The organism is Allobosea sp. Tri-44, from assembly GCF_004123845.1.
Classification (GTDB): domain Bacteria; phylum Pseudomonadota; class Alphaproteobacteria; order Rhizobiales; family Beijerinckiaceae; genus Allobosea.
In genome coordinates this window covers 181,487-201,631 of sequence record NZ_NBDP01000007.1, presented here as the reverse complement: position 1 = coordinate 201,631, position 20,145 = coordinate 181,487, and the positions used below count along the sequence as shown (strand labels likewise).

At 66.5% G+C, this 20,145-nt stretch carries 21 protein-coding genes; 13 read left to right on the top strand and 8 right to left on the bottom strand.

Going from position 1 to position 20,145, the window contains the following annotated elements:
* The first annotated feature begins 15 nt into the window (after positions 1-15).
* From B6S44_RS07445 to B6S44_RS07430, 4 genes are all read left to right on the top strand, one after another.
* Positions 16-1,545, top strand: a complete 1,530-nt coding sequence (locus B6S44_RS07445; RefSeq protein ID WP_129156154.1) for an ATP-binding protein — start codon at positions 16-18, stop codon at positions 1,543-1,545.
* Positions 1,538-2,281, top strand: a complete 744-nt coding sequence (locus B6S44_RS07440; RefSeq protein ID WP_129156152.1) for a response regulator — start codon at positions 1,538-1,540, stop codon at positions 2,279-2,281. The genes B6S44_RS07445 and B6S44_RS07440 overlap by 8 nt, the downstream gene beginning before the upstream one ends.
* Before the next feature lie 199 nt (positions 2,282-2,480).
* On the top strand, positions 2,481-3,053 hold the full coding sequence (locus B6S44_RS07435; protein ID WP_465246096.1) for a TRAP transporter small permease subunit: 573 nt from the start codon (positions 2,481-2,483) through the stop codon (positions 3,051-3,053).
* Complete coding sequence (locus tag B6S44_RS07430; protein ID WP_129156150.1) at positions 3,050-4,474, top strand: TRAP transporter large permease; 1,425 nt, start codon at positions 3,050-3,052, stop codon at positions 4,472-4,474. The genes B6S44_RS07435 and B6S44_RS07430 overlap by 4 nt, the downstream gene beginning before the upstream one ends.
* A gap of 61 nt (positions 4,475-4,535) precedes the next feature.
* Here B6S44_RS07430 and B6S44_RS07425 read toward each other — a convergent pair whose 3' ends face one another.
* Positions 4,536-5,543, bottom strand: a complete 1,008-nt coding sequence (locus B6S44_RS07425) for an LLM class flavin-dependent oxidoreductase (protein ID WP_129156148.1) — start codon at positions 5,541-5,543, stop codon at positions 4,536-4,538.
* A gap of 447 nt (positions 5,544-5,990) precedes the next feature.
* Between B6S44_RS07425 and rpsA the strand changes: the two genes are divergently transcribed.
* On the top strand, positions 5,991-7,697 hold the full coding sequence (gene rpsA, locus B6S44_RS07420) for a 30S ribosomal protein S1 (RefSeq protein ID WP_129156146.1): 1,707 nt from the start codon (positions 5,991-5,993) through the stop codon (positions 7,695-7,697).
* A 90-nt stretch (positions 7,698-7,787) separates the two neighbouring features.
* A complete protein-coding gene (locus tag B6S44_RS07415; RefSeq protein WP_129156144.1) occupies positions 7,788-9,077 on the top strand; it encodes an Hsp70 family protein in 1,290 nt (429 codons plus the stop codon).
* Between the two features lie 6 nt (positions 9,078-9,083).
* Here B6S44_RS07415 and B6S44_RS07410 read toward each other — a convergent pair whose 3' ends face one another.
* Positions 9,084-9,458 (bottom strand): cupin domain-containing protein, encoded by a 375-nt coding sequence (locus B6S44_RS07410; RefSeq protein WP_129156142.1) that lies wholly within the window; start codon positions 9,456-9,458, stop codon positions 9,084-9,086.
* 275 nt (positions 9,459-9,733) lie between these two features.
* On the opposite strand from B6S44_RS07410, the gene sppA reads away from it, so the two are divergent.
* The 4 genes from sppA to lhpI are packed head-to-tail and all read left to right on the top strand — an operon-like array spanning position 9,734 to position 12,327.
* Positions 9,734-10,702 carry a signal peptide peptidase SppA gene (gene sppA / locus B6S44_RS07405; protein ID WP_129156140.1) on the top strand — a complete coding sequence of 323 codons (969 nt, stop codon included), beginning with the start codon at positions 9,734-9,736 and terminating at the stop codon, positions 10,700-10,702.
* A gap of 28 nt (positions 10,703-10,730) precedes the next feature.
* Positions 10,731-11,018 carry an integration host factor subunit beta gene (gene ihfB, locus B6S44_RS07400; RefSeq protein WP_129156138.1) on the top strand — a complete coding sequence of 96 codons (288 nt, stop codon included), beginning with the start codon at positions 10,731-10,733 and terminating at the stop codon, positions 11,016-11,018.
* An 18-nt stretch (positions 11,019-11,036) separates the two neighbouring features.
* Complete coding sequence (locus B6S44_RS07395; protein ID WP_129156136.1) at positions 11,037-11,372, top strand: LapA family protein; 336 nt, start codon at positions 11,037-11,039, stop codon at positions 11,370-11,372.
* 10 nt (positions 11,373-11,382) lie between these two features.
* Entirely contained in the window at positions 11,383-12,327 is a 945-nt protein-coding gene (gene lhpI, locus B6S44_RS07390; RefSeq protein WP_129156134.1) for a bifunctional Delta(1)-pyrroline-2-carboxylate/Delta(1)-piperideine-2-carboxylate reductase, read from the top strand.
* A gap of 118 nt (positions 12,328-12,445) precedes the next feature.
* Here lhpI and B6S44_RS07385 read toward each other — a convergent pair whose 3' ends face one another.
* Complete coding sequence (locus B6S44_RS07385) at positions 12,446-12,619, bottom strand: DUF3309 family protein (protein WP_129156132.1); 174 nt, start codon at positions 12,617-12,619, stop codon at positions 12,446-12,448.
* A gap of 88 nt (positions 12,620-12,707) precedes the next feature.
* Positions 12,708-13,691, bottom strand: coding sequence for a Bug family tripartite tricarboxylate transporter substrate binding protein (locus tag B6S44_RS07380; RefSeq protein ID WP_129156131.1), 984 nt, complete (start codon positions 13,689-13,691; stop codon positions 12,708-12,710).
* A gap of 144 nt (positions 13,692-13,835) precedes the next feature.
* Between B6S44_RS07380 and mepA the strand changes: the two genes are divergently transcribed.
* Together mepA and B6S44_RS07370 are read left to right on the top strand one after the other, a co-directional pair.
* Positions 13,836-14,777 carry a penicillin-insensitive murein endopeptidase gene (gene mepA / locus B6S44_RS07375; protein WP_129156129.1) on the top strand — a complete coding sequence of 314 codons (942 nt, stop codon included), beginning with the start codon at positions 13,836-13,838 and terminating at the stop codon, positions 14,775-14,777.
* 105 nt (positions 14,778-14,882) lie between these two features.
* Complete coding sequence (locus tag B6S44_RS07370; protein WP_129156127.1) at positions 14,883-15,581, top strand: alpha/beta hydrolase; 699 nt, start codon at positions 14,883-14,885, stop codon at positions 15,579-15,581.
* Between the two features lie 53 nt (positions 15,582-15,634).
* Here the strand turns inward: B6S44_RS07370 and B6S44_RS07365 are convergent, their stop codons facing one another.
* Positions 15,635-16,777 (bottom strand): extensin-like domain-containing protein, encoded by a 1,143-nt coding sequence (locus tag B6S44_RS07365; RefSeq protein ID WP_129156125.1) that lies wholly within the window; start codon positions 16,775-16,777, stop codon positions 15,635-15,637.
* 118 nt (positions 16,778-16,895) lie between these two features.
* Positions 16,896-17,300 (bottom strand): DUF2306 domain-containing protein, encoded by a 405-nt coding sequence (locus tag B6S44_RS07360; protein ID WP_129156123.1) that lies wholly within the window; start codon positions 17,298-17,300, stop codon positions 16,896-16,898.
* 227 nt (positions 17,301-17,527) lie between these two features.
* On the opposite strand from B6S44_RS07360, the gene B6S44_RS07355 reads away from it, so the two are divergent.
* Complete coding sequence (locus B6S44_RS07355; protein ID WP_129156121.1) at positions 17,528-18,232, top strand: glutathione S-transferase N-terminal domain-containing protein; 705 nt, start codon at positions 17,528-17,530, stop codon at positions 18,230-18,232.
* 116 nt (positions 18,233-18,348) lie between these two features.
* Here B6S44_RS07355 and B6S44_RS07350 read toward each other — a convergent pair whose 3' ends face one another.
* Together B6S44_RS07350 and B6S44_RS07345 are read right to left on the bottom strand one after the other, a co-directional pair.
* Positions 18,349-19,131: an ABC transporter ATP-binding protein gene (locus tag B6S44_RS07350; RefSeq protein WP_129156120.1), complete on the bottom strand. Its 783-nt coding sequence runs from the start codon at positions 19,129-19,131 to the stop codon at positions 18,349-18,351.
* 16 nt (positions 19,132-19,147) lie between these two features.
* Entirely contained in the window at positions 19,148-20,140 is a 993-nt protein-coding gene (locus tag B6S44_RS07345; protein ID WP_129156118.1) for an ABC transporter substrate-binding protein, read from the bottom strand.
* Between the last annotated feature and the right edge of the window lie 5 nt (positions 20,141-20,145).

Below are 20,145 nucleotides of genomic sequence, written 5' to 3'. Positions count from 1 at the left end.
AAAGCAGCCAGCATCGTGATCTCGCGCATCGATTCTCTTGCGTATCTGAAGGCAGCTGGTCTGGTCGCCGTGGCGACGCTGCCTGCCGTCATCATGGTCGTGCTGACGCCGCTGGAAAGCGTCTCGGCGATCTACATGCTGCCGGGGTTGGTTGCGGCGGTCTGGTACGGTACCGGCCCCGCCGTCGCGGCCGCCCTCCTCGGCGCGGTAATGACCTCGCTGTTCTACCCACCGCTCTTCAGCGTCATGGTGGTGCGACCCTCGCAGATCGTCGACCTCATCATCTCGCTGATCGTCGCCCTGACGATCGGGCGACTTGCCGGGCAACTGCGTGCCCAGATGCTGCGGGTGCGCGAGGAGGAGCGGCGCGTCCGCCAGCTCTATGATCTCAGCAGCGAGATCGCCGGGGCTGGCGACGTCGCTGCGATCTACGACGTCGTCGCCGCCCATATGGCCGAGGCGTTGGAGCGCGAGGTCGTGCTGTTTGCTGCTGGCGATGGGCAGCCCTGGCATGCGATCGGTCGTCCGACATTGGCGGTGCCGGCTGCAACGCTAGCCGAGGCGGCGCTTAGCTTCGCCGAACGCCGTGGCCAGCCCGGCAGTCCCGATGTCGCGGTCGCCGATCTGCCGGCCGGCGGACGCTGGCTCCTCTGCGGGCTCGGCCGACCCGGCCCGCTCCAGGCGGTCCTGGCGGTCGCGATGGGCGGTGACAGTCACGACCCGAGCGGCGAGATCGTCGCCCGTGCCCGCTCCATCCTGGAGGAGGGCGCACGCTCGCTGGAAAGGCTGGGGCTGACGCGCGCGCTCGAGGAGCGGCAGCTGCGGCAGCGTACCGACGCTCTGCGCGACATCCTGATGGAATCGGTTTCGCACGAATTGCGCACGCCGCTGGCGAGCATTCTCGGTTCCGCCAGTGTGCTGTCGACAGCGCCGGCGGTCTCGGCCGAGCCGCGCCTGTCCGACCTCTCGAAAGCCATCGCCTCCGAAGCAGGACGCCTCGACCGGCGCATCCAGAACCTGCTCGACGTCACCCGCATCCGCGCCGGCGCCCTGCAGCCACGCTTCGACGAGATCGACCCGGCCGATATCGTCAACGGCGCGCTGGATAGCACCGCCGAGCGGTTGAGCGGCCGCAAGGTTACGCTGGCGCTGGCGCGCGATCTCCCCTTTGTCCGGGTCGATCCGGTGCTCATCGAGCAGGCGCTGATCAATATCCTGGAGAATGCCGCGAAGTTCGCGCCGGGCGACGCGCCAATCGCCATCAGCGCCGGCGTGCACGACGGAAGGCTGGCCATTGCGGTCCATGACGAGGGGCCCGGGCTCGACAGGCACGAGGCGGAACAGATTTTCGAGCGCTTCCATCGCGGCGAGCGTCATGCCGATATTGCCGGGGGAAGCGGCCTGGGGCTCGCCATCGCCAAGACCTTCGTCGAGGCGAATGGCGGCAGCATCGAGCCGCTGAGTGAGGGACCGGGCAAAGGCACGACGATGCGGCTGTGGCTGCCGCTCGCTGTGCAACGAGTTGGGGAATCCGACGATGACTGAACCGAGGCAGCAAGCTGGTCCGCTCGTGCTCGTGATCGATGACGAGCCGCAGATCCGGCGCTTCCTGAGGACGGGCTTCGAGATGCAGGGCTTCCGTATCGCCGAGGCCGAGACGGCAAAGCAGGCGCTCGAACTGGCGGTTATGCGCCGGCCCGATCTTGTCGTGCTCGATCTCGGCCTGCCGGACGCGGACGGAGCCTCGGTGCTCGAAGCCCTGCGCGGCTGGTTCCCCGGCCCGGTCATCGTGCTGTCGGTCCGCAGCTCGGAGGAGGAGAAGGTCTCGCTGCTCGAGAAGGGCGCCGATGATTATGTCGTCAAACCCTTCGGCATGGCCGAATTGCTCGCCCGGGCGCGCGTGGTCCTCAGGCGCGTCGCCCAGCCCGGCGCCGCCGAGCCGGTGCTGCGCGTCGGCAAGCTCACGCTCGATTTCGCCCAACGCATGGTCAGCCTCGACGGCGCCCCGGTCGTCCTGTCGCCAAAGCAGTTCGCCCTGCTGCGGGTGCTCGGCATTCACCACGGCAAGGTCCTCACCCATCGCCAGCTGATGAAGGAACTCTGGCCGCAGGATCCGGACGAGGACGTGCAGTATCTGCGCATCCTGATGAAGAAGCTGCGCGACAAGATCGAGCCCGACCCGGCGCGGCCGGCCTATCTGGTGACCGAACTTTCCGTAGGCTACCGGCTTCGCACGCAGGAGCAGCTCGACGCTGCTGGCTATGCCGAGGCTATGCGATAGCTCGGTTCCAGACATGGAACGGCTAAGCGCGTAACTGCTAGCGACGAGGTCCGAGAAGCGCGCGGGGACGCGCCCGGAACCGGGAGCAGAAGCAATGGTGGGCCTGAGGGGCGTCCGGCCGCGCTGCCGCGCGGCGCAGCGCGACGCCGGGGAATCCTGAATGTTCAAGCTTTGGTTGGCGCTCGCCGCGGTCGGCGGGATGGCAGCGGCGGTCTGGATCGCCTGGACCTTCTGTCGTCCGCTCATGCCCCTGGCGCGCGCGATTGATAAACTTGGCAGCTCCCTTGGCGTGATCGCAAGCTGGCTCGTCCTGCTCGCCTGCCTGATCAGCGCCGGCAACGCCACGATCCGCTATATCTTCTCCTACAGCTCCAATGCCTGGCTGGAGCTGCAATGGTATATGTTCGCGGGCATGGTGCTCCTGGGCTCGGCCTATACGCTGCGGGTCAACGAGCACGTCCGCGTCGACCTGTTCTACGGCGCTGTCTCCGACCGCGTCCGGCACTGGATCGATCTCGTCGGTGGCGCCGTGTTCCTGATGCCGATGTGCCTGGTGATGATCTGGTTCACCTGGCCCTGGTTCGTGCAGTCCTGGGTGCTGAATGAATCTTCCAGCAATGCCGGCGGCCTGATCCGCTGGCCGGTGATCCTGCTCCTGCCGGTCGGCTTCAGCCTGATCCTGCTGCAGGGCATCTCCGAGATGATCAAGCGCGCCGCAGCGCTGCGCGGCTTCCACCAGCACGAATACGCTTACGAGAAGCCGCTGCAATGATCGACGCCATCCGCGCCAATCTCGGCCCCATGATGTTCGGGGGCCTGATCGTCTTCCTGCTGATCGGCTATCCCGCCGCCTTCTCGCTGGCGGCTGTCGGGCTGTTCTTCAGCTTCATCGCGATCGAGATGGGGGTGATCGCGCCCCAGTACATGGGCAACCTCACCTTCCAGCTCTACGCGATCATCTCGAACGACCTTTTGCTCTCGATCCCGTTCTTCACCTTCATGGGGGCGGTGCTGGAGCGCTGCGGCCTCGCCGAGGACCTGCTCGATTCGATCGGCCAGCTCTTCGGCAGCGTCCGTGGCGGGCTCTCCTATGCGGTGATCTTCGTCGGCGCGATCCTGGGTGCGATCACGGGCACGGTCGCTGCCTCGGTGATCGCCATGGGCGTGATCTCGCTCCCGGTGATGATGCGCTACGGCTACAACATGCAGCACGCCACCGGCGTCATCGCGGCCTCCGGCACCATCACCCAGCTGATCCCGCCCTCGTTGGTGCTGGTCGTCCTCGCCGACGTGATGGGCAAGTCGGTCGGCGACATGTATGCCGGCGCGATCGGCCCCAGTATCGTTCAGGTCGCGCTGTTCTGCATCTGGGTCGCGATCCTCAGCATCCTCAAGCCGGCGCATATCCCGGCGCTGCCGCCCGAGGCGCGCACGCTCAAGGGCTGGGCGCTCGCGATCAAATGCGTCCGCGGCATCGTGCCCTCGGCGGCACTGATCTTCCTCGTGCTCGGCACGATCTTCATGGGCCTGGCGACCCCGACGGAAGCGGGCGCGATGGGCGCGGTCGGCGCGCTCGTGCTGGCGGCTATGTATCGCACGCTGACCTGGAAGCTGACCTATCAGGCGATGTCCTCGACCATGCGCATCACCGCGATGGTGACGATGATCCTGATCGGCGCGCGCGTCTTCAGCCTGGTCTTCCAGGGTGTCGGCGGCGGGCTCTGGATCGAGCACATGCTGACGGGCCTGCCCGGCGGTCAGATCGGCTTCCTGGCCTTCACCATGGTGTTCGTCTTCTTCATCGCCTTCTTCCTCGACTTCTTCGAGATCGCCTTCATCATCATCCCGCTGCTGACGCCGGCGGCGGCGAAGCTCGACATCAACCTGATCTGGTTCGGGCTCCTGATTTGCGCCAACATCCAGACCTCGTTCATGCATCCGCCCTTCGGCTTTGCGCTGTTCTACCTGCGCGGCATCGCGCCGCCGACGGTGAAAAGCCGCGACATCTATCTCGGCTCGATCCCCTGGATCGTGCTGCAGCTCATCCTGGTCGCGCTGATGATCGCCTTCCCGGAGATGGTGACCTACTGGCTCGACAAGCCGAAGGTGATCGATCCGACTGCGATCGAGCGCCAGTTCCAGAACCTGCCCGGGCTCGACGGCCTAAACCTGCCTGCACCGGGGCTGAACTGACGCATTAGATCGCCGTGTGTCGTATAGGACACATGGCGATCTATCTCCTTGTCAAAGCGGCTCAGGCCGCGACGACTGCACGTCCGAGCGCGGGCTGGATCTCGGCCAGGATCTCGTAGGAGCGCTTGCGCGCGGCGTGGTCGAAGATGGCCGAGGCGACGATCAGCTCGTCGGCCTTCGTCTTCTCGATGAAGGCCTGCAATTGCGCCCGCACGCTCTCGCGCGAGCCGACGAAGGAGCAGGAGAGCATGCGCTGCGCCTGCGCCTTCTCCGGGCCGGACCAATAGTCCTCGATGTCGTCGATCGGCCTCGGCAACAGGCCGCGCCGCCCGCGCAGCATGTCGGCGAAGCGCTGCTGCACCGAGGTGAAGAGGTGCTGTGCGTCGGCATCGGTCTCGGCGGCGATGACGTTGCAGCCGACCATGGCATAGGGCCTGTCGAGCTGGGCCGAGGGCTGGAAGCGCTCGCGATAGACGGCGAGCGCGTCCATTAGCGCGTCCGGCGAGAAATGCGAGGCGAAGGCGTAAGGCAGCCCGAGCACTGCGGCGAGCTGCGAGCCGAACAGGCTGGAGCCGAGGATCCAGAGCGGGACATTGGTATTGGTGCCCGGCACGGACTGGATCACCTGGTCCGGCTGCAGCGGACCGAGCAGCGCCTGCAATTCGAGCACGTCCTGGGGGAAGCGCTCGGAGGCGTCGGCCTCGCGCCGCAGCGCCCGCCAGGTGCGCTGGTCGGTGCCGGGCGCGCGGCCGAGCCCGAGATCGATCCGGCCGGGATAAAGCGTCTCCAGCGTGCCGAACTGCTCGGCGATCACCAAAGGCGAATGATTGGGCAGCATGATCCCGCCGGCGCCGACGCGGATCGTCCTGGTGCCTTCGGCGACATAGCCGATCGCGACCGAGGTCGCGGCGCTGGCGATGCCGGTCATGTTGTGATGCTCGGCCAGCCAGAAGCGCGTGTAGCCGAGCCTTTCGGCATGCTGGGCGAGATCACGGCTGTTATGGAGGGCATTTGCTGCGGTCGAGCCTTCGGCGATGAAGGCGAGGTCGAGAATGGAGAGCGGGAACATATGGGACTTCCCTTGCATCGCGCCGGCTCGCGACCGGGCTTCGCGGGGAAAGATCGGCAGCCTTCCGGCAGGTCGCAAGGTCGCTACGCGCATGCGCGACCGGCATTTGACGAGGCGTTGTTCGGTACGCTCGCCTTTGTTGCCCGAGGCGATGGCAGGATTCTGGTTGCGCAACTTGCAACTGGCGGCAGAAATCGCTAGGTCAGCCTCGTCCGAAGGGCCGTGATCGATCACAGCCGGGGGCGGCCGATCGGCTTGCTCCCGTTTCGTGTTTGGAAAAACGGCCTGTCGGATGCGGATCGGCCCCTGCGGCCAGGCGCCGCCGTCCTGAGGGACGGCAAGCTCCGTGAGCGGAGCACCGCGCGGATCGATCCGGTGTGCAACACCAACCCAATCGGCGCCATGCCGGACATCCGCGGGATACGCGGCCGGCGTTCAGGAGCATTTATGTCAGCTGTCGAAAGCTATCACGCGGGTCGCGAGGATTTCGCCGCCCTGCTCGAGGAATCGTTCACCCGTAACGAGGCCCTCGAAGGTACCGTCATCAAGGGCAAGGTCGTTGCCATTGAGAAGGACATGGCGATCATCGACGTCGGTCTGAAGACCGAAGGTCGCGTCGCGCTCAAGGAATTCACCGGCCCGGGCCGGGATGAGGAGCTCAAGGTCGGCGACGAAGTCGAGGTCTATCTCGACCGGATCGAGAACGCGCTCGGCGAAGCCGTCATCTCGCGCGACAAGGCCCGCCGCGAAGAGAGCTGGGTCAAGCTCGAGAAGGCGTTCGAGGCCCGCGAGAAGGTCATGGGCAACATCTTCAACACGGTAAAGGGTGGCTACACCGTCGATCTCGACGGCGCCGTCGCGTTCCTGCCGCGTTCGCAGGTCGACATCCGCCCGATCCGCGACGTCGGCCCGCTGATGGGCCAGCCGCAGCCCTTCGAGATCCTCAAGATGGATCGTCGCCGCGGCAACATCGTCGTCTCGCGTCGTACCGTGCTCGAAGAGACCCGCGCCGAGGCGCGCTCCGAGCTGGTCGCCTCGCTCGAAGAGGGCCAGGTCATCGACGGCGTCGTCAAGAACATCACCGAATACGGTGCGTTCGTTGATCTCGGCGGCATTGACGGCCTGCTGCACGTGACCGACATGGCCTGGCGCCGCGTCAACCATCCGTCCGAGGTCGTGACCATCGGCCAGACGGTCAAGGTCAAGATCATCAAGATCAACCAGGAGACGCACCGCATCTCGCTGGGCATCAAGCAGCTGCTGGCCGATCCGTGGGATGGCATTGCCGCCCGCTACCCGGTCGGTACCCGCCTGAAGGGTCGCGTCACCAACATCACGGACTACGGCGCGTTCGTCGAAGTGGAGCCGGGCATCGAAGGCCTCATCCACGTCTCCGAGATGTCCTGGACCAAGAAGAACGTCCACCCCGGCAAGATCGTCTCGACCTCGCAGGAAGTCGACGTCGCGATCCTCGAGGTCGATCAGGTCAAGCGCCGCATCTCGCTCGGCCTGAAGCAGACCCTCCGCAATCCGTGGGAGGTCTTCGCCGAGCAGCATCCGTCGGGTGCCGTGGTCGAGGGCGAGGTCAAGAACAAGACCGAGTTCGGTCTGTTCCTCGGGCTCGAGGGCGACATCGACGGCATGATCCATCTGTCGGACCTGGACTGGAACCGTCCGGGCGAGCAGGTGATCGAGGAGTACAAGAAGGGCGACATGCTGCAGGCGGTCGTCCTCGATGTTGACGTCGAGAAGGAGCGCATCTCGCTCGGCCTGAAGCAGCTCGGCGGCGATCCCTTCGTGGATGCCGGCGAGTTCAAGAAGGGCCAGGTCGTGACCTGCGAGATCGTCGACGTCAAGGACGGTGGTCTCGACGTCAAGATCGCCGGCACGGACATGACGACCTTCATCAAGCGCGCCGAAATCGCGCGTGATCGTGCCGAGCAGCGCCCCGAGCGCTTCGCGGCCGGCGAGAAGGTCGACGCCCGCGTCATTCTCTTCGACAAGAAGGCCCGCAAGATCCAGGTCTCGATCAAGGCTCTGGAAATGGCCGAGGAGAAGGAGGCGATGGCCCAGTACGGCTCCGCCGACTCCGGCGCCTCGCTCGGCGACATCCTCGGCGCGGCCCTCAAGAAGGCGACGACCGAGAAGAAGTGATCATCGGGCCGCGTCTCGCGGCCTGACCAATCCATCGGCCCGCGCGGAGAAATCCGCGCGGGCTTTTGTTTCGGCAAATGGAGCACGGCAATGGACGACGCGGCGATCGGGATCGATTTCGGCACCACCAACAGCGTGGTCGCGCTCGCACGTCCTGATGGTTCGGTGACGACCCGCAGCTTCGCGACGAAGCAGGGTGCCGTCGACGCCTATCGCTCGGCCCTGATGTTCTGGCGCGAAGGCAGGCCGCCCAATTCCCACGTTACCCATGTCAGCGGCCCGGACGCGCTCGACATGGCGCTCGGGATGACGACCGAGCATCGCTTCCTGCAATCGCTGAAGACCTATCTGTCGAGCCGCGCCTTCCAGGAGACCCGCCTGTTCGGCAAGCTCTTCCGGCTGGAGGATCTGATCGCGGTTTTCCTGAAGGACCTCTCCGCCGGCCTCGACGATCTCGGCGAACGCGCCGTCCTCTCCGGCCGCCCGGTTGTCTTCGCTGGCGATCGGCCTGACGAGGCGCTGGCGCTCTCGCGTCTCTCGGCCGCCTATGGCAGGGCCGGCATGCCGACGGTGGACTTCGCCTATGAGCCGCTCGGCGCCGCCTACTGGTACGCCCGCGAGCTCAAGACCCCGCAGACCATGCTGGTCGCCGATTTCGGTGGCGGCACCAGCGATTTCTCGGTGATGCGTTTCGAGCCTGGCGGCGCGGGCCGGCTCCAGGCGGTTCCGCTCTCCCATGCCGGTGTCGGCATCGCCGGCGACAGCTTCGACTACCGCATCATCGAGCATGCGGTCTCGCCGCTGCTCGGCAAGGGCTCGGACTATCTCTCCTTCGGCAAGCGCCTGCCGATCCCGGCGCATTACCACGCCGCCTTCGCGCAATGGCACCGGCTTTCGCTGATGAAGAGCCGCGAGACCATGACCGAGCTCAGGGCGCTGATCCGCGACGCGGTTGAGCCTGGCAGGCTCGAGGACCTGATGACGGTGATCGAATATGATCTCGGCTACGAGCTCTATCGCGCCGTCTCGGCGACCAAGATCGCGCTTTCCGCGCAGGAGGAGGCGCAGCTCACCTTCGACCAGATGGGCGTCCGGATCGACCGCACGGTGACGCGGACCCTGTTCGAGCGCTGGATTGCCGAGGATGTCGCGGCGATCGAGGGCGCGCTCGATGAGGCGCTGTCCGCCGCCGGGGTCGAGGCCGATCGGATCGAAGCGGTGTTCATGACTGGCGGCACCTCCTATGTCCCGGCGGTGCGCGCCCTGTTCGACCGTCGCTTCAGCCCGGAGCGCATTCATATCGGCGACGCCTTCCGTTCTGTCGCGAGCGGGCTCGCCCTACTGGCGCTCGACCGGCAGCAGGCGCTGGCTGCGGCCTGAGACCGCTCAGATCCAGCGATCGTTCTGCGCCGTTCGCGCGCCGCCCTCATGGCCGGTGTTAAGTGTGCCGCGCGGCTCGATCAGCAGCATGCGGACCTCCTTTTCGGCGAAGGGCTTGTGCTCCTTGCCCTTGGGCACGACGAACATTTCACCAGGACCGACCGTGACCGAACCGTCGCGGAAGTCGATCCGCAACGAGCCCTCGAGCACGATGAAGGCTTCATCGGTCTCGGGGTGGTCATGCCAGATGAAGTCGCCTTCGATCCTGACGATCTTGATCTGGTAGTCGTTGAGTTCCGCCAGAACGCGCGGCTGCCATCGCTCGTGAATCTGGCCGAGCTTCTCGGCGAAATTGATGGCGCGATAGGTGTTTTCAGGCATCTCGGCAGGGCTCCGATCAAGGTGCCGGTATGCTCGGCATTCGTCGTCGCCCTGTCTTGAACGATCGTGCAGCGCCGCCACGGCTGTCGGCGCGACAACTGCCGCCTTGCCGCCCCGGCACCGCGGAGCTACACCACAGGCCTCTAGAGCCCGCTCCGATCAGCTTGCATCGCAAGGTGATCGGAAAAAGCGGTCTCTATCTGAAGATGAGAGAGGGATTGATCGATCGGGTCGTTGCGCCCGGGTCGAATCCGACTCTAACCGGAGCCGCCGTGATGTCGTCCGATGCCGATCTGCTCGCCGATCGCCGCAGCCTGCGGCGTAAGCTCTCGCTCTGGCGGTTGCTTGCGCTTGCCGGCGTCGTCGTTCTGGCCGTCGCCGGCGCGCTCGTCTGGAGCGGGCGCCTGCCGGGCAGCACCGCGCAGGCGCACATCGCCCGCGTCACGATTTCCGGCTTCATCTCCGGCGACCGTCGCACGCTCGATCTGATCAAGTCGCTGGAGGACAGCCGCGCCAGCGCGGTGCTGCTCAGCATCGACAGCCCGGGCGGCACCGTGACCGGCTCGGAAGCGCTGTACGAGGCGATCCGCCGGCTTGCCGCAAAGAAGCCGGTCGTCGCGGTGGTCGACGGGATGGCTGCGTCCGGCGGCTATATCGTCGCTCTCGGCAGCGAGCGCATCGTCGCGCGCCAGACCTCTCCCGTCGGCTCGATCGGCGTGATCGCCCAGATTCCCAATGTCGCCAGGCTGCTCGACACGATCGGCGTCAAGTTCGAGATCACCCGCTCGAGCCCTCTGAAGGCTGCTCCAAGCGGCCTCGAGCCGACTTCGCCTGAAGCCGCCGCCGAGATCGCGCGCGTCATCGCGGATAATTACGACTGGTTCAAGCGGCTGGTCGGCGAGCGCCGCAAGCTCGGCGAGGCCGAAGTCGCCAAGGTTGCCGACGGGCGCGTCCATTCGGGCCGCCAGGCGGTTACGCTCAAGCTCGTCGACGAGATCGGTGGCGAGTTGGAGGCGATTGCCTGGCTCGAACGCGAGAAGGGCGTCGGCAAGTCGCTGCCGGTGCGTGACTGGCGCCGCCGCAGCGAATCCTCCTCCTACGGCCTGTGGAGCGCCGGCGAGGCGCTGGCGCGTGCGGCGGGCCTGGAGGCGGCTGCCGCGCTGTTTGCGCGCGCGGCCGAAATCCCGGTCGGACTGCGGCTTGACGCGCCCTTGGCGCTCTGGCAGCCTGCCGTCGAAAAGTGACGATGTTACAAGCGGTTATATTGGACCCATGATAAAATCAGAACTCGTCCAGCGCATCGCCGAGCGCAACGCTCACCTCTATCAGCGCGACATCGAGAACATTGTCGGCTCGATCCTCGACGAGATCGTCAAGGCGCTGGCGCGCGGCGATCGTGTCGAACTGCGCGGCTTCGGCGCCTTTTCGACCAAGGAGCGTGCCGCCCGTGTCGGTCGCAATCCGCGCACCGGCGACTCCGTCAAGGTCGATCAGAAGTTCGTGCCGGTCTTCAAGACTGGCAAGGAGCTGCGCATGCGGCTGAACGGCAAGGCCGGCTGAGCCGGCTGGAGGAGCGGAATGAAGGCTTTCTTCAAGGCGCTGGTGCTCGTCCCGGTCGCACTTCTCGTGGTGCTGTTCTCGGTGGCGAACCGCGCGCCCGTCCGGGTTTCGCTCGATCCGATCAGCCGCGATGCGCCGGCACTCGCCTTCGATCTGCCGCTGTTTGCCGTGGTCCTCGCTGCCATCGCCATCGGCATCCTGATCGGCGGCTTCGCCTCCTGGCTGGCGCAGGGCAAGCATCGCAAGGCTGCCAGGGTCAACCGCCGCGAGGCCGAGAAGCTGCGCGGTGAGGCGCAGTCGCTGCGCGCCGCGGTGCCGGATTCGGCGCTGCCGGCGCTGACCAGCCGCATCTGAAGCAGCTGCCATGCGGTTCTTCTCTGCGGCCGAGATCGACGGCCTGCTCAACTTCCCCGCTTTGATCGATGCGCTCGCCGAGGCCTTCCGTGGCGATATCGTCACGCCGGTGCGCCACCATCACGAGATCGAGCGGCCGGATGCGGCGGCGACGCTTCTGCTGATGCCGGCCTGGACGGCGCCGGAGGCGAACCCGGCCTTTCTTGGCACCAAGGTCGTCACGGTCTTCCCAGGCAATGCCGCGCTGAGCCAGCCGAGCGTGATGGGCACCTATATGCTGATGGATGGCGCGACCGGTGCGCCGCTTGCCGCATTGGATGGCGCCCGGCTGACGCTGTGGCGGACCGCGGCAGCATCCGCGCTCGCCTCGCGCATGCTGGAACGGCCCGATACCAGACGCATGCTGATGGTGGGCGCCGGTGCCCTCTCGGCGTTCCTGGTCAAGGCGCATCGCAGCGTACGCACCTTCGAGGACATCGCGATCTGGGCGCGTCGCCCGGAAGCAGCCGCCGAAGTGGTGGCTGAACTGGCGCGCGACGGCATCGAGGCGCGCGTCGCCGAGAACCTGGAAGCCGAGGCGCGGCAGGCCGATCTCATCTCCTGCGCGACGCTGTCACGCGAACCGTTGATCCACGGCCGCTGGCTGAAGCGCACCGCCCATCTCGACCTGGTCGGCGCTTTCAACCTGTCGATGCGCGAGGCCGATGACGAGGCGCTGCAGCGCGCCCATGTCTTCGTCGATACGCAGGCTGCGTTGCATGAAGGCGGGGATGTCGCCGTCGCGATCAAGGCCGGCGCCTACACGGCGGAACAGGTCTCCGGAACACTGGCCGGTCTCTGCCGCGGCGAGTACGATGCCGCCGCCGAGCGCGACGACGTCACCCTGTTCAAATCGGTCGGCACCGCGCTCGAGGATCTCGCCGCCGCCATGCTGGTCTGGAAACTGGCGTCCTGAGCGCAGGGCCCAGGTGTTGCCGTCATTGCGAGGAGCGTAGCGACGAAGCAATCCAGGGGCGGCAGAGTTCTATGTCCCTCTGGATTGCTTCGCTGACGCTCGCAATGACGGTAAGCGCTCAGACCCGGACGACCGGGCCGCCGAGCGCTCCGAGCAGCCAGAGCACGATCACGATCGTCAGCACGAGGCCGATCACGCCGCCGAGTCCGGCGCCGCCATAGCTGCGATGTCCGTAATATCCGCCGCCGCCAAGCAGGACGATAAGCAGGATGATGATGAGGAGTGTGGACATGGCTCGCGCCCCTTCTTCCGTCCGCCGCCTCGTCGCTATCGACGGGCGAGCGTCCAAAGAACGTCGGGCGCGAACGGTAAGTTCCCGGTCACTCCGCCTTGATGCCAACCTCGCGGATCAGCCCCACCCATTTCGTCTGCTCGACGCGGACGAAGGCGGCAAGCTCCGTCGGCGTGTTGCCGACCGGCTGGGCCGCGAGTTGGTCCATCTTGCCGCGCACGACCGGGTCGGCGATCGCGGCCTTGGTCTCGGCCTGCAGCCGGTCGATGATCGCCTGCGGCGTCTTCGCCGGCGCGAACAGGGCGAACCATGAGGAGACGTCGAAGCCCGGCACGAGATCGTTGATCGGCGCGAATTCGGAGGCGGTCGGCGCGCGCTGCGCCGTGGTGACGCCGAAGCCGCGCACCGTGCCGGCACGAACCTGGGGCAGTGCGGCGGTGATGTTGTCGAACATCAGGTCGACGCGCCCGCCGATCAGGTCCTGCATCGCCTGGGCCGAGCCGCGATAGGGCACATGCACCATCTTGATCCCGGTCAGCTTCTGGAAGAGTTCGCCGGCGAGGTGGATCGAGGTGCCGACGCCGGATGAGGCATAGGTCAGCTTGCCCGGATTGGCCTTGCCATAGGTGATCAGCTCGGCCGTGTCCTTGACCTTCAGGGCGGGGCTGATCACGAGCAGATTGGGCACCAGCGCCACCATGGTGATCGGCACAAAATCGGTCAGTGGATCGTAATTGACCTTGGCGTAGAGCGCTGGATTGGCGACGAGGCCGACCGAGACGATCAATAGCGTGTCGCCGTTCGGCTCGGCCCGCGCCACCGCCTCGACGCCGATATTGCCGCCGGCACCGGGACGGTTCTCGACCACGAAAGTCGCGCCGAGCGCCTGTCCGACCTTGTCGGCGACCAGCCGGCCGAGGATATCGGTCGCCCCGCCGGGCGTGAACGGCACGACCAGCTTCGGCGTGCGTCCCTGTGGCCAGGCGCCCTGCGCGTGACCGGCTGCGGGCAGGGCAAGCGTGGCGCCTAGCCCGCCGAGCAGCGCGCGGCGATCGAGTGTGAAACGGCTCATGGTCAAATGTCTCCTCCGCTTGCCAGCGCCGGGCTTGCTGTCTGCTTTCTGGCGCGGCGGAGGTTGCCGGCTGAATTTCTGCCTGTCCAGTTCGTTGATCAGGCTGTGCTTGACCTGACCGCGAGTGGCCTGCGAGTCTGCGCCATGCAGCTCTTATCCCGCTTCGCCTGCCTGATTCTTCTGCCGATGCTGATCTCGGCCGGACCGGCTCACGCGCAATCCACCGCCGAGGCGGAAGCCAAGACCCGTGCCGCCAATATCGCGGCCTACCCTGACGCAGCCCGCGCCCTGTTCGGCCAGAAGACCACGCCGGCCGCGCTGCGGGCGCGCGCCATCGGTTCCTATGCCCGCGGCTGTCTGGCGGGGGCGACGGCGCTGCCGGTCGACGGCGAGAACTGGCAGGTGATGCGGCTCGCCCGCAATCGCAACTGGGGCCATCCCGAGCTGATTTCCTTCCTCGAGCGCTTCGCCCGCGAGGTGCCTAAGATCACCGGCTGGTCCGGCTTGCTCGTCGGCGACATCTCGCAGGTGCGCGGCGGGCCGATGCTGACCGGCCATGCCTCGCACCAGATTGGGCTCGACGCCGATGTCTGGCTGACGCCGATGCCACGGAAGCGGCTCGACAGCGATGATCGCGAGAACATGGCCGCGACCAACATGGCCCGCTCCGACTGGCGCGACGTCGATCCGAAAAACTGGACGCCGGCCCATACCCGCCTGATCAAGGCTGCCGCCAGCGAGCCCAGGGTCGAGCGCATCTTCGTCAATCCGGCGCTCAAGGTCGCACTCTGCCGCGAGGCCGGCTCGGACCGGACGTGGCTGAACAAGGTTCGGCCGATCTGGGGCCACAACTATCATTTCCACATCAGGCTGAGCTGTCCGCCCGGCGTCGAGGGCTGCGACGGCCAGGAGCCGCCCAATTTCGGTGACGGCTGCGGCGAGGAACTCTCCGGCTGGATCGAGCGCCAGCATCAGGCGATCTTCAACCCGCCCAAGCCGAAACCCGGCCCCAAGCCGAAGCCCAAGCCGCCGATGTCGCTCGACGCTTTGCCGGCCGAGTGCCGGCAGGTGCTGGTGTCGCGCTAGCAGGATAGTCCGGCCCACCTTTCCTCTGTCATAGTGGCGCTCCAGCTTGGCTGGGCGCGGGGCGTTCTGCCCGCGCGGCTATGCTGCCGATCAGAGGAGGGCATGATGAGTGCCAAGCCGACCATCGTTCTGGTTCACGGTTTCTGGGGCGGTGCCGCTCATTGGAGCAAGGTCATCGTCGAGCTGGCGCGCAAGGGCCATGCCGAGCTGCGGGCGGTCGAGATGCCGCTGACCTCGCTCGCCGACGATGCCGAGCGCACGCGCAAGATGGTGAAGCAGCAGGCGGGCCCGGTCCTGCTGGTCGGCCACTCCTATGGCGGCGCCGTCATCACCGAAGCCGGTGACCTGCCGAACGTCGTCGGCCTCGTCTATATCGCCGCCTTCGCGCCGGATGCCGGCGAGAGCCCCGGCGGCATCAGCCAGGCGACCCCGCCGGCGGCGATCGCCAATCTCGCTCCCGACAGCGATGGCTATCTCTGGATCAACTACGACAAGTTCCATGAGAGCTTCTGCCAGGATCTGAGCGCCGATGAAGCCCTCGCAATGGCGGTCGCGCAGAAGGCGCCGCTGGCGAGCACCTTCGGCGATACGATCACAGCCCCGGCCTGGAAGAAGAAACCAAGCTGGTACCAGCTCTCCACCGATGACCGGATGATCCATCCCGACAACCAGCATCGCATGGCCGAACGGATGAAGCCGCGGCGCATCCTCGCGCTTGATGCCAGCCACGCTTCCCTGGCCTCGCGGGCGGGGGAGGTGGCAGGGCTGATCGATGAAGCTGCTCAGGAGGTAACGAAGGCCTGAAGGCTGTTCGCCTGAGCGATGATGGCGGCGTTCCGCTTGGGATCGCGCCGCCTTTACCGCCGGAGCGATCCCGTCTGTTGGCCTTGCGGCCGATAGGCGAAGGGATCGTTGCGTGGGTTGATCGGCGGCTCGTTCTCGCCCGCCTCATCGATGATGCCATTGCCTTCGTCGTCGCCGACGATCAGCTCCTCGGTCGGCGGCACCGAGCCCGGCAGCTGCAACGGGCCGCGCATCTCGCTCGGCGCCTGTTGCGGCTGGTAGCGCGGGCTCGCCTGCTGCGGACCTTCCTCGATGTAGCGCCGCTGGCCGTCGAGCCCGCCCTGGCCGGATCGATGGGCGACGGAGTAGCCGCCATCGACGGCGCCTGGCGGGCGCAGGCCGCCGCTCGGCTGGCGCAGCAGCCCGCCCGAGCCACCAGCCACCATCGGCGGGGGCAGCGTCTGACGTGTATCCTGCTGCTGCTGTTGCAGCGCCATGCGGTCCGGCCGCGCCGGGTCCGGCGGCGGCAGGTTGTAGTTGGGCTCGTACTTGATCACCGGCTTGCAGATGTGCCGGCCCTTGGAATGGCGCGCCAGGTCGATGTGGAAATGGTCGTAGTGGAAGGCGTCGGCACCGGGGCCGAGCACCGTCGAGAAATGTTCGCAGGCGCCGACGAAGATCTCGCGCAGGAAGGCCTGCTCCTCTGGGGAGCCACGCCAGCCATCCTTGACGGTGACGACGCGATTGTCATTCAGCCGGAAGGAGAAGACGTCGACGGCGTTGCCAAAGGCGTGCTCTGAGGTCCGGCTGGTGCCGGTGCCGTTGTTCATGGCACGGCAGGAATAGGAGCCGGCACGGATCTCGATCACCTGCGCACCCAGCACGTTCATCGCCGCTGGCTGCACCACCTCGGTGAACCATTTGTCGGTGGTCGCGACCACGGGGCAGGCGAGCGTCGCATTGCTGGTCAGCGCCACGCTGCCATTGGCGAAGGCGGCGACGCGCAGCGGCTTCTCCATGCCGCAGGTGCCCGGCCCGTCGATCGGCTTCTCGCGCAGGCTGACATAGGCCGAGAGCTGCACCTGGCGCGAGGCCAGGCACTGGGCTTCGGCCTGGTCTCGCCAGGCGGCGCGCTGCGGCTTCTGAAACTTGCCGCAGCCGGCAAGGCCGACGCCGATGACGCCGAGCGCGATGAGGGTGAGATGAACGCGACGCATGACAGATCAAATGCGAGGCGTTGGGTGAACGGTTTGTTGACCGGCTGCGTCCTGGAAGCCACGGGCGGATTAACTTTGCCGATGGCGTTAAGCGGCCGTTACTGCGCTGTCGAGCGCGTTAACGTATCGCGGCGGTGGCTTCGCCGAAGGCGAGCTTGTTCATCAGGCGGCCCGGCACGAGCGTGAAGGCACCGGCCACGACGAGGCCGGCGAAGAGCCAGAGCATGGCGGAGCGATGGGCGACTATGTTGCCGCGCCGGCGCATGATGATGGCATAGGGCAGGTTCACGATCGTCAGCACGCTGAGCAGGTGGATCGCGCTGTAGTGCCCGTCGCTGGTGATGAAGGCCGAGCTCGCAGCCGTTACCGCCATTGCCGCGACGAAGACCCAGCCGATAAGGCGATGGCGCGCCGTGCCTTTGCGCAGGACGAGAACCGTCAGGCCGGCCGCCAGCGAGGTCAGGGCCGCCAGGGCGTGCAGCTGGATGACGGCCGGCGCGGCTAGCAGCGGGGCAAGCGTCATCGCGAAGTCCTTGCAGCTGCGAAAGGCGATAAGGGTGCCGAGCATAGCATCGACATGTGATTCCTGCCCGAGCCGGTCGGCATTTCCGCAAGCTCCGCGCGGTTGCGCCGCCTCCATCGCCGCCCCAAGTTACGCCGCAACGTCATGGCTCCCGCGCCACTGGCGTCCCGCCTATCGGGCGAGCCGGCAACGCTGGCCCCAAGCCCGCCATCCGAGGAATTTCCCCGATGTCCGATCTCTCCGGTTTTCCGATCACGTTGCGCTGGCCGGCGCAGCATCCCGACCGGCTGCAGCTCTATTCGCTGCCGACGCCAAATGGCGTGAAGGTTTCGATCATGCTGGAGGAAACCGGCATCGCCTACGAGCCGCATATGATCGACATCGGCAAGAACGAGAGCTGGACGCCGGAATTCCTCTCGCTCAACCCGAACGGCAAGATCCCGTCAATCCTCGATCCCGATGGCCCGGGCGGCAAGCCCTTCGCTCTGTTCGAGTCAGGCGCGATTCTGGTCTACCTCGCCGACAAGGCCGGCAAGTTCCTGCCCACCGATCCGGCCCGCCGCTACGAGACCCTGCAATGGGTCTTCTTCCAGATGGCGGCCATCGGCCCGATGTTCGGCCAGCTCGGCTTCTTCCATAAGTTCGCCGGCCGCGAATACGAGGACAAACGCCCGCGCGACCGCTACGTCAATGAGAGCAAGCGCCTGCTCGGCGTGCTCGAAACCAGGCTTTCCGGCCGCGACTGGCTGATGGGTGACGAATACACCATCGCCGACATCGCGACGCTCGGTTGGGTCCGCAATCTCATCGGGAACTACGCCGCCGGCGAGTTGGTCGACTACGACAAGCTCAAGCTGGTGCCGAAATGGCTGGAGCGCGGGCTGGCGCGTCCGGCCGTGCAGCGTGGGTTGGAAATCCCGAAGCGGCCGTAACACCTCGTCATGCTCGGGCTTGTCCCGAGCATCTCAGGCCGGAGGAGGCTCCGGTTGGCGCCTTCTCGTCACGAGATTCTCGGGTCTGCGCTGCGCTTCGCCCGAGAATAACGCGTTTAGTACTTGATCACGCCAAACCGCCTGAACGCGTCGTGGATGCGGTCGGCATAGGCGTTGAAGCTCGGATAGTCGCCGAGATGGGCGGGGCGGGGCCGGGGTAACTCGATCTTGATCTCGTCGACGACCCGGCCCGGCGTCGGCGACATCACCAGCACCCGGTCGGAGAGGCCGATCGCCTCCTCGATCGAATGGGTGATGAAGACGACGGTCTTGGCCGTCTCCAGCCAGAGCACTTCGAGGTCGTGCCGGATCTGCGTGCGGGTGATCGCATCGAGCGCCCCGAAGGGCTCGTCCATCATCAGCACCGACGGGTTGTGGATCAGCGCGCGGGCGATCGAGACGCGCTGGCGCATGCCGCCGGAGAGCTGTTTCGGATAGCGGTCGGCGGCATGGCTGATGCCGAGCTTGGCGAAGAGTTCGAGCGCCCGCTCCTTCGCCGGCGCCAGCGGCAGGCCACGGATCTCGGCCTGCAGCATGACGTTCTCCAGCGCCGTCCGGAATTCGAGCAGCAGATGGTCCTGGAAGACGATGCCGATATCGGTGAGCGGCTCGCTCAGAGGCTTGCCGTTGACCAGCAATTCCCCGCCGCTGGTCGGGATCAGCCCGGCCGCCATCAGCATGAACGTGCTCTTGCCGCAGCCGGACGGGCCGATCAGGCTGACGAACTCGCCGCTCCTGATGTCGAGCGTCAGCCCGTCGACGGCCGTGAAGCCGCCGAAGCTCTTGACGATTCCGCGCCCCTGGATCGAGGCGGCGGGAGAGACGGCTGCTGCAGTCATGCCTTGCCCTCGTCGATTACGGACAGGCCGGCGCCGAGGCCGGCAGCAGCTCGGTCGTGTAGTAGTCGGTGATCGACTTGTCCTTGGGCAGGCCGAGATACTGCGTCAGCAGGTCGAAGCTCACGCTCCAGTTCTTCTCCGGCACCTTGCCGAGCGAGGGGGCGCCGGGCGCGCAGAGCAGCTTGTTGACCACGTCGAACTGCGCCAGCACCTGCGCCTTCTTCACCGAGGGAAATTGCGCCACGACGGCGTCGGCGGCGGCGTCAGGGTTCTTGCGGGCGGCGTCCCAGCCCTGCAGGCTCGCCTCGACGAACTTCTTGTAGAGCTCGGCATCGGCCTTGATCCGGTCGTCGCGGGCGATGATCGACAGGCCGACCGTCGGCACGCCGACATCGCGGTAGAAGAGGTCGCGGACCTTGAAGCCGCGCTCGCGGATCTGCACCGAATGGAAGTCGGCGCCGCCGAGGATGGCGTCGACCTTCTTCTCCAGCAGCGCGCCGACGAAGGCGCCGGGATCGATGTTGATGATATCGACCTTGCTCTTGTCGATCTGGTTGGAGGCGAGGATGGCGTCGAGCAGAATGGTCTGCGCCGTGCCGGGCTGGACCGCGAGCTTCTTGCCGACGAGGTCCTTGGGCGAGGCGATGCCGCTCTCTTCCAGCGAGATGATGGCAAAGCCATTGGTCTGCAGCACTGGCGCTATGATCTTCACCGGCGCGCCCTTGGTGCGTAGCTGCATCGCGGCCGGTGCGTCGGCGAAGCCGACATCGGCCTGGCCGGTCGCGACCATCTGCGCGGTCGTACCCGAGCCCTTGCCCTCTTCGATCGTCAGGTTGATGCCGGCCTTCTCGTAAAGGCCCATCTGCTTGGCCATCATGAAGCCGGCATTGGGGGCGGCCGCGAGGAAGTTCAGCGTGATCTTCATCGGCTTGCCGCCGGCCTGGGCGAGCGCGCCGCTCGTGCCGAGCGCCAGCATGGCGGCGGCGGTGAGCAATGTCCTTCTCAGCATGGTCG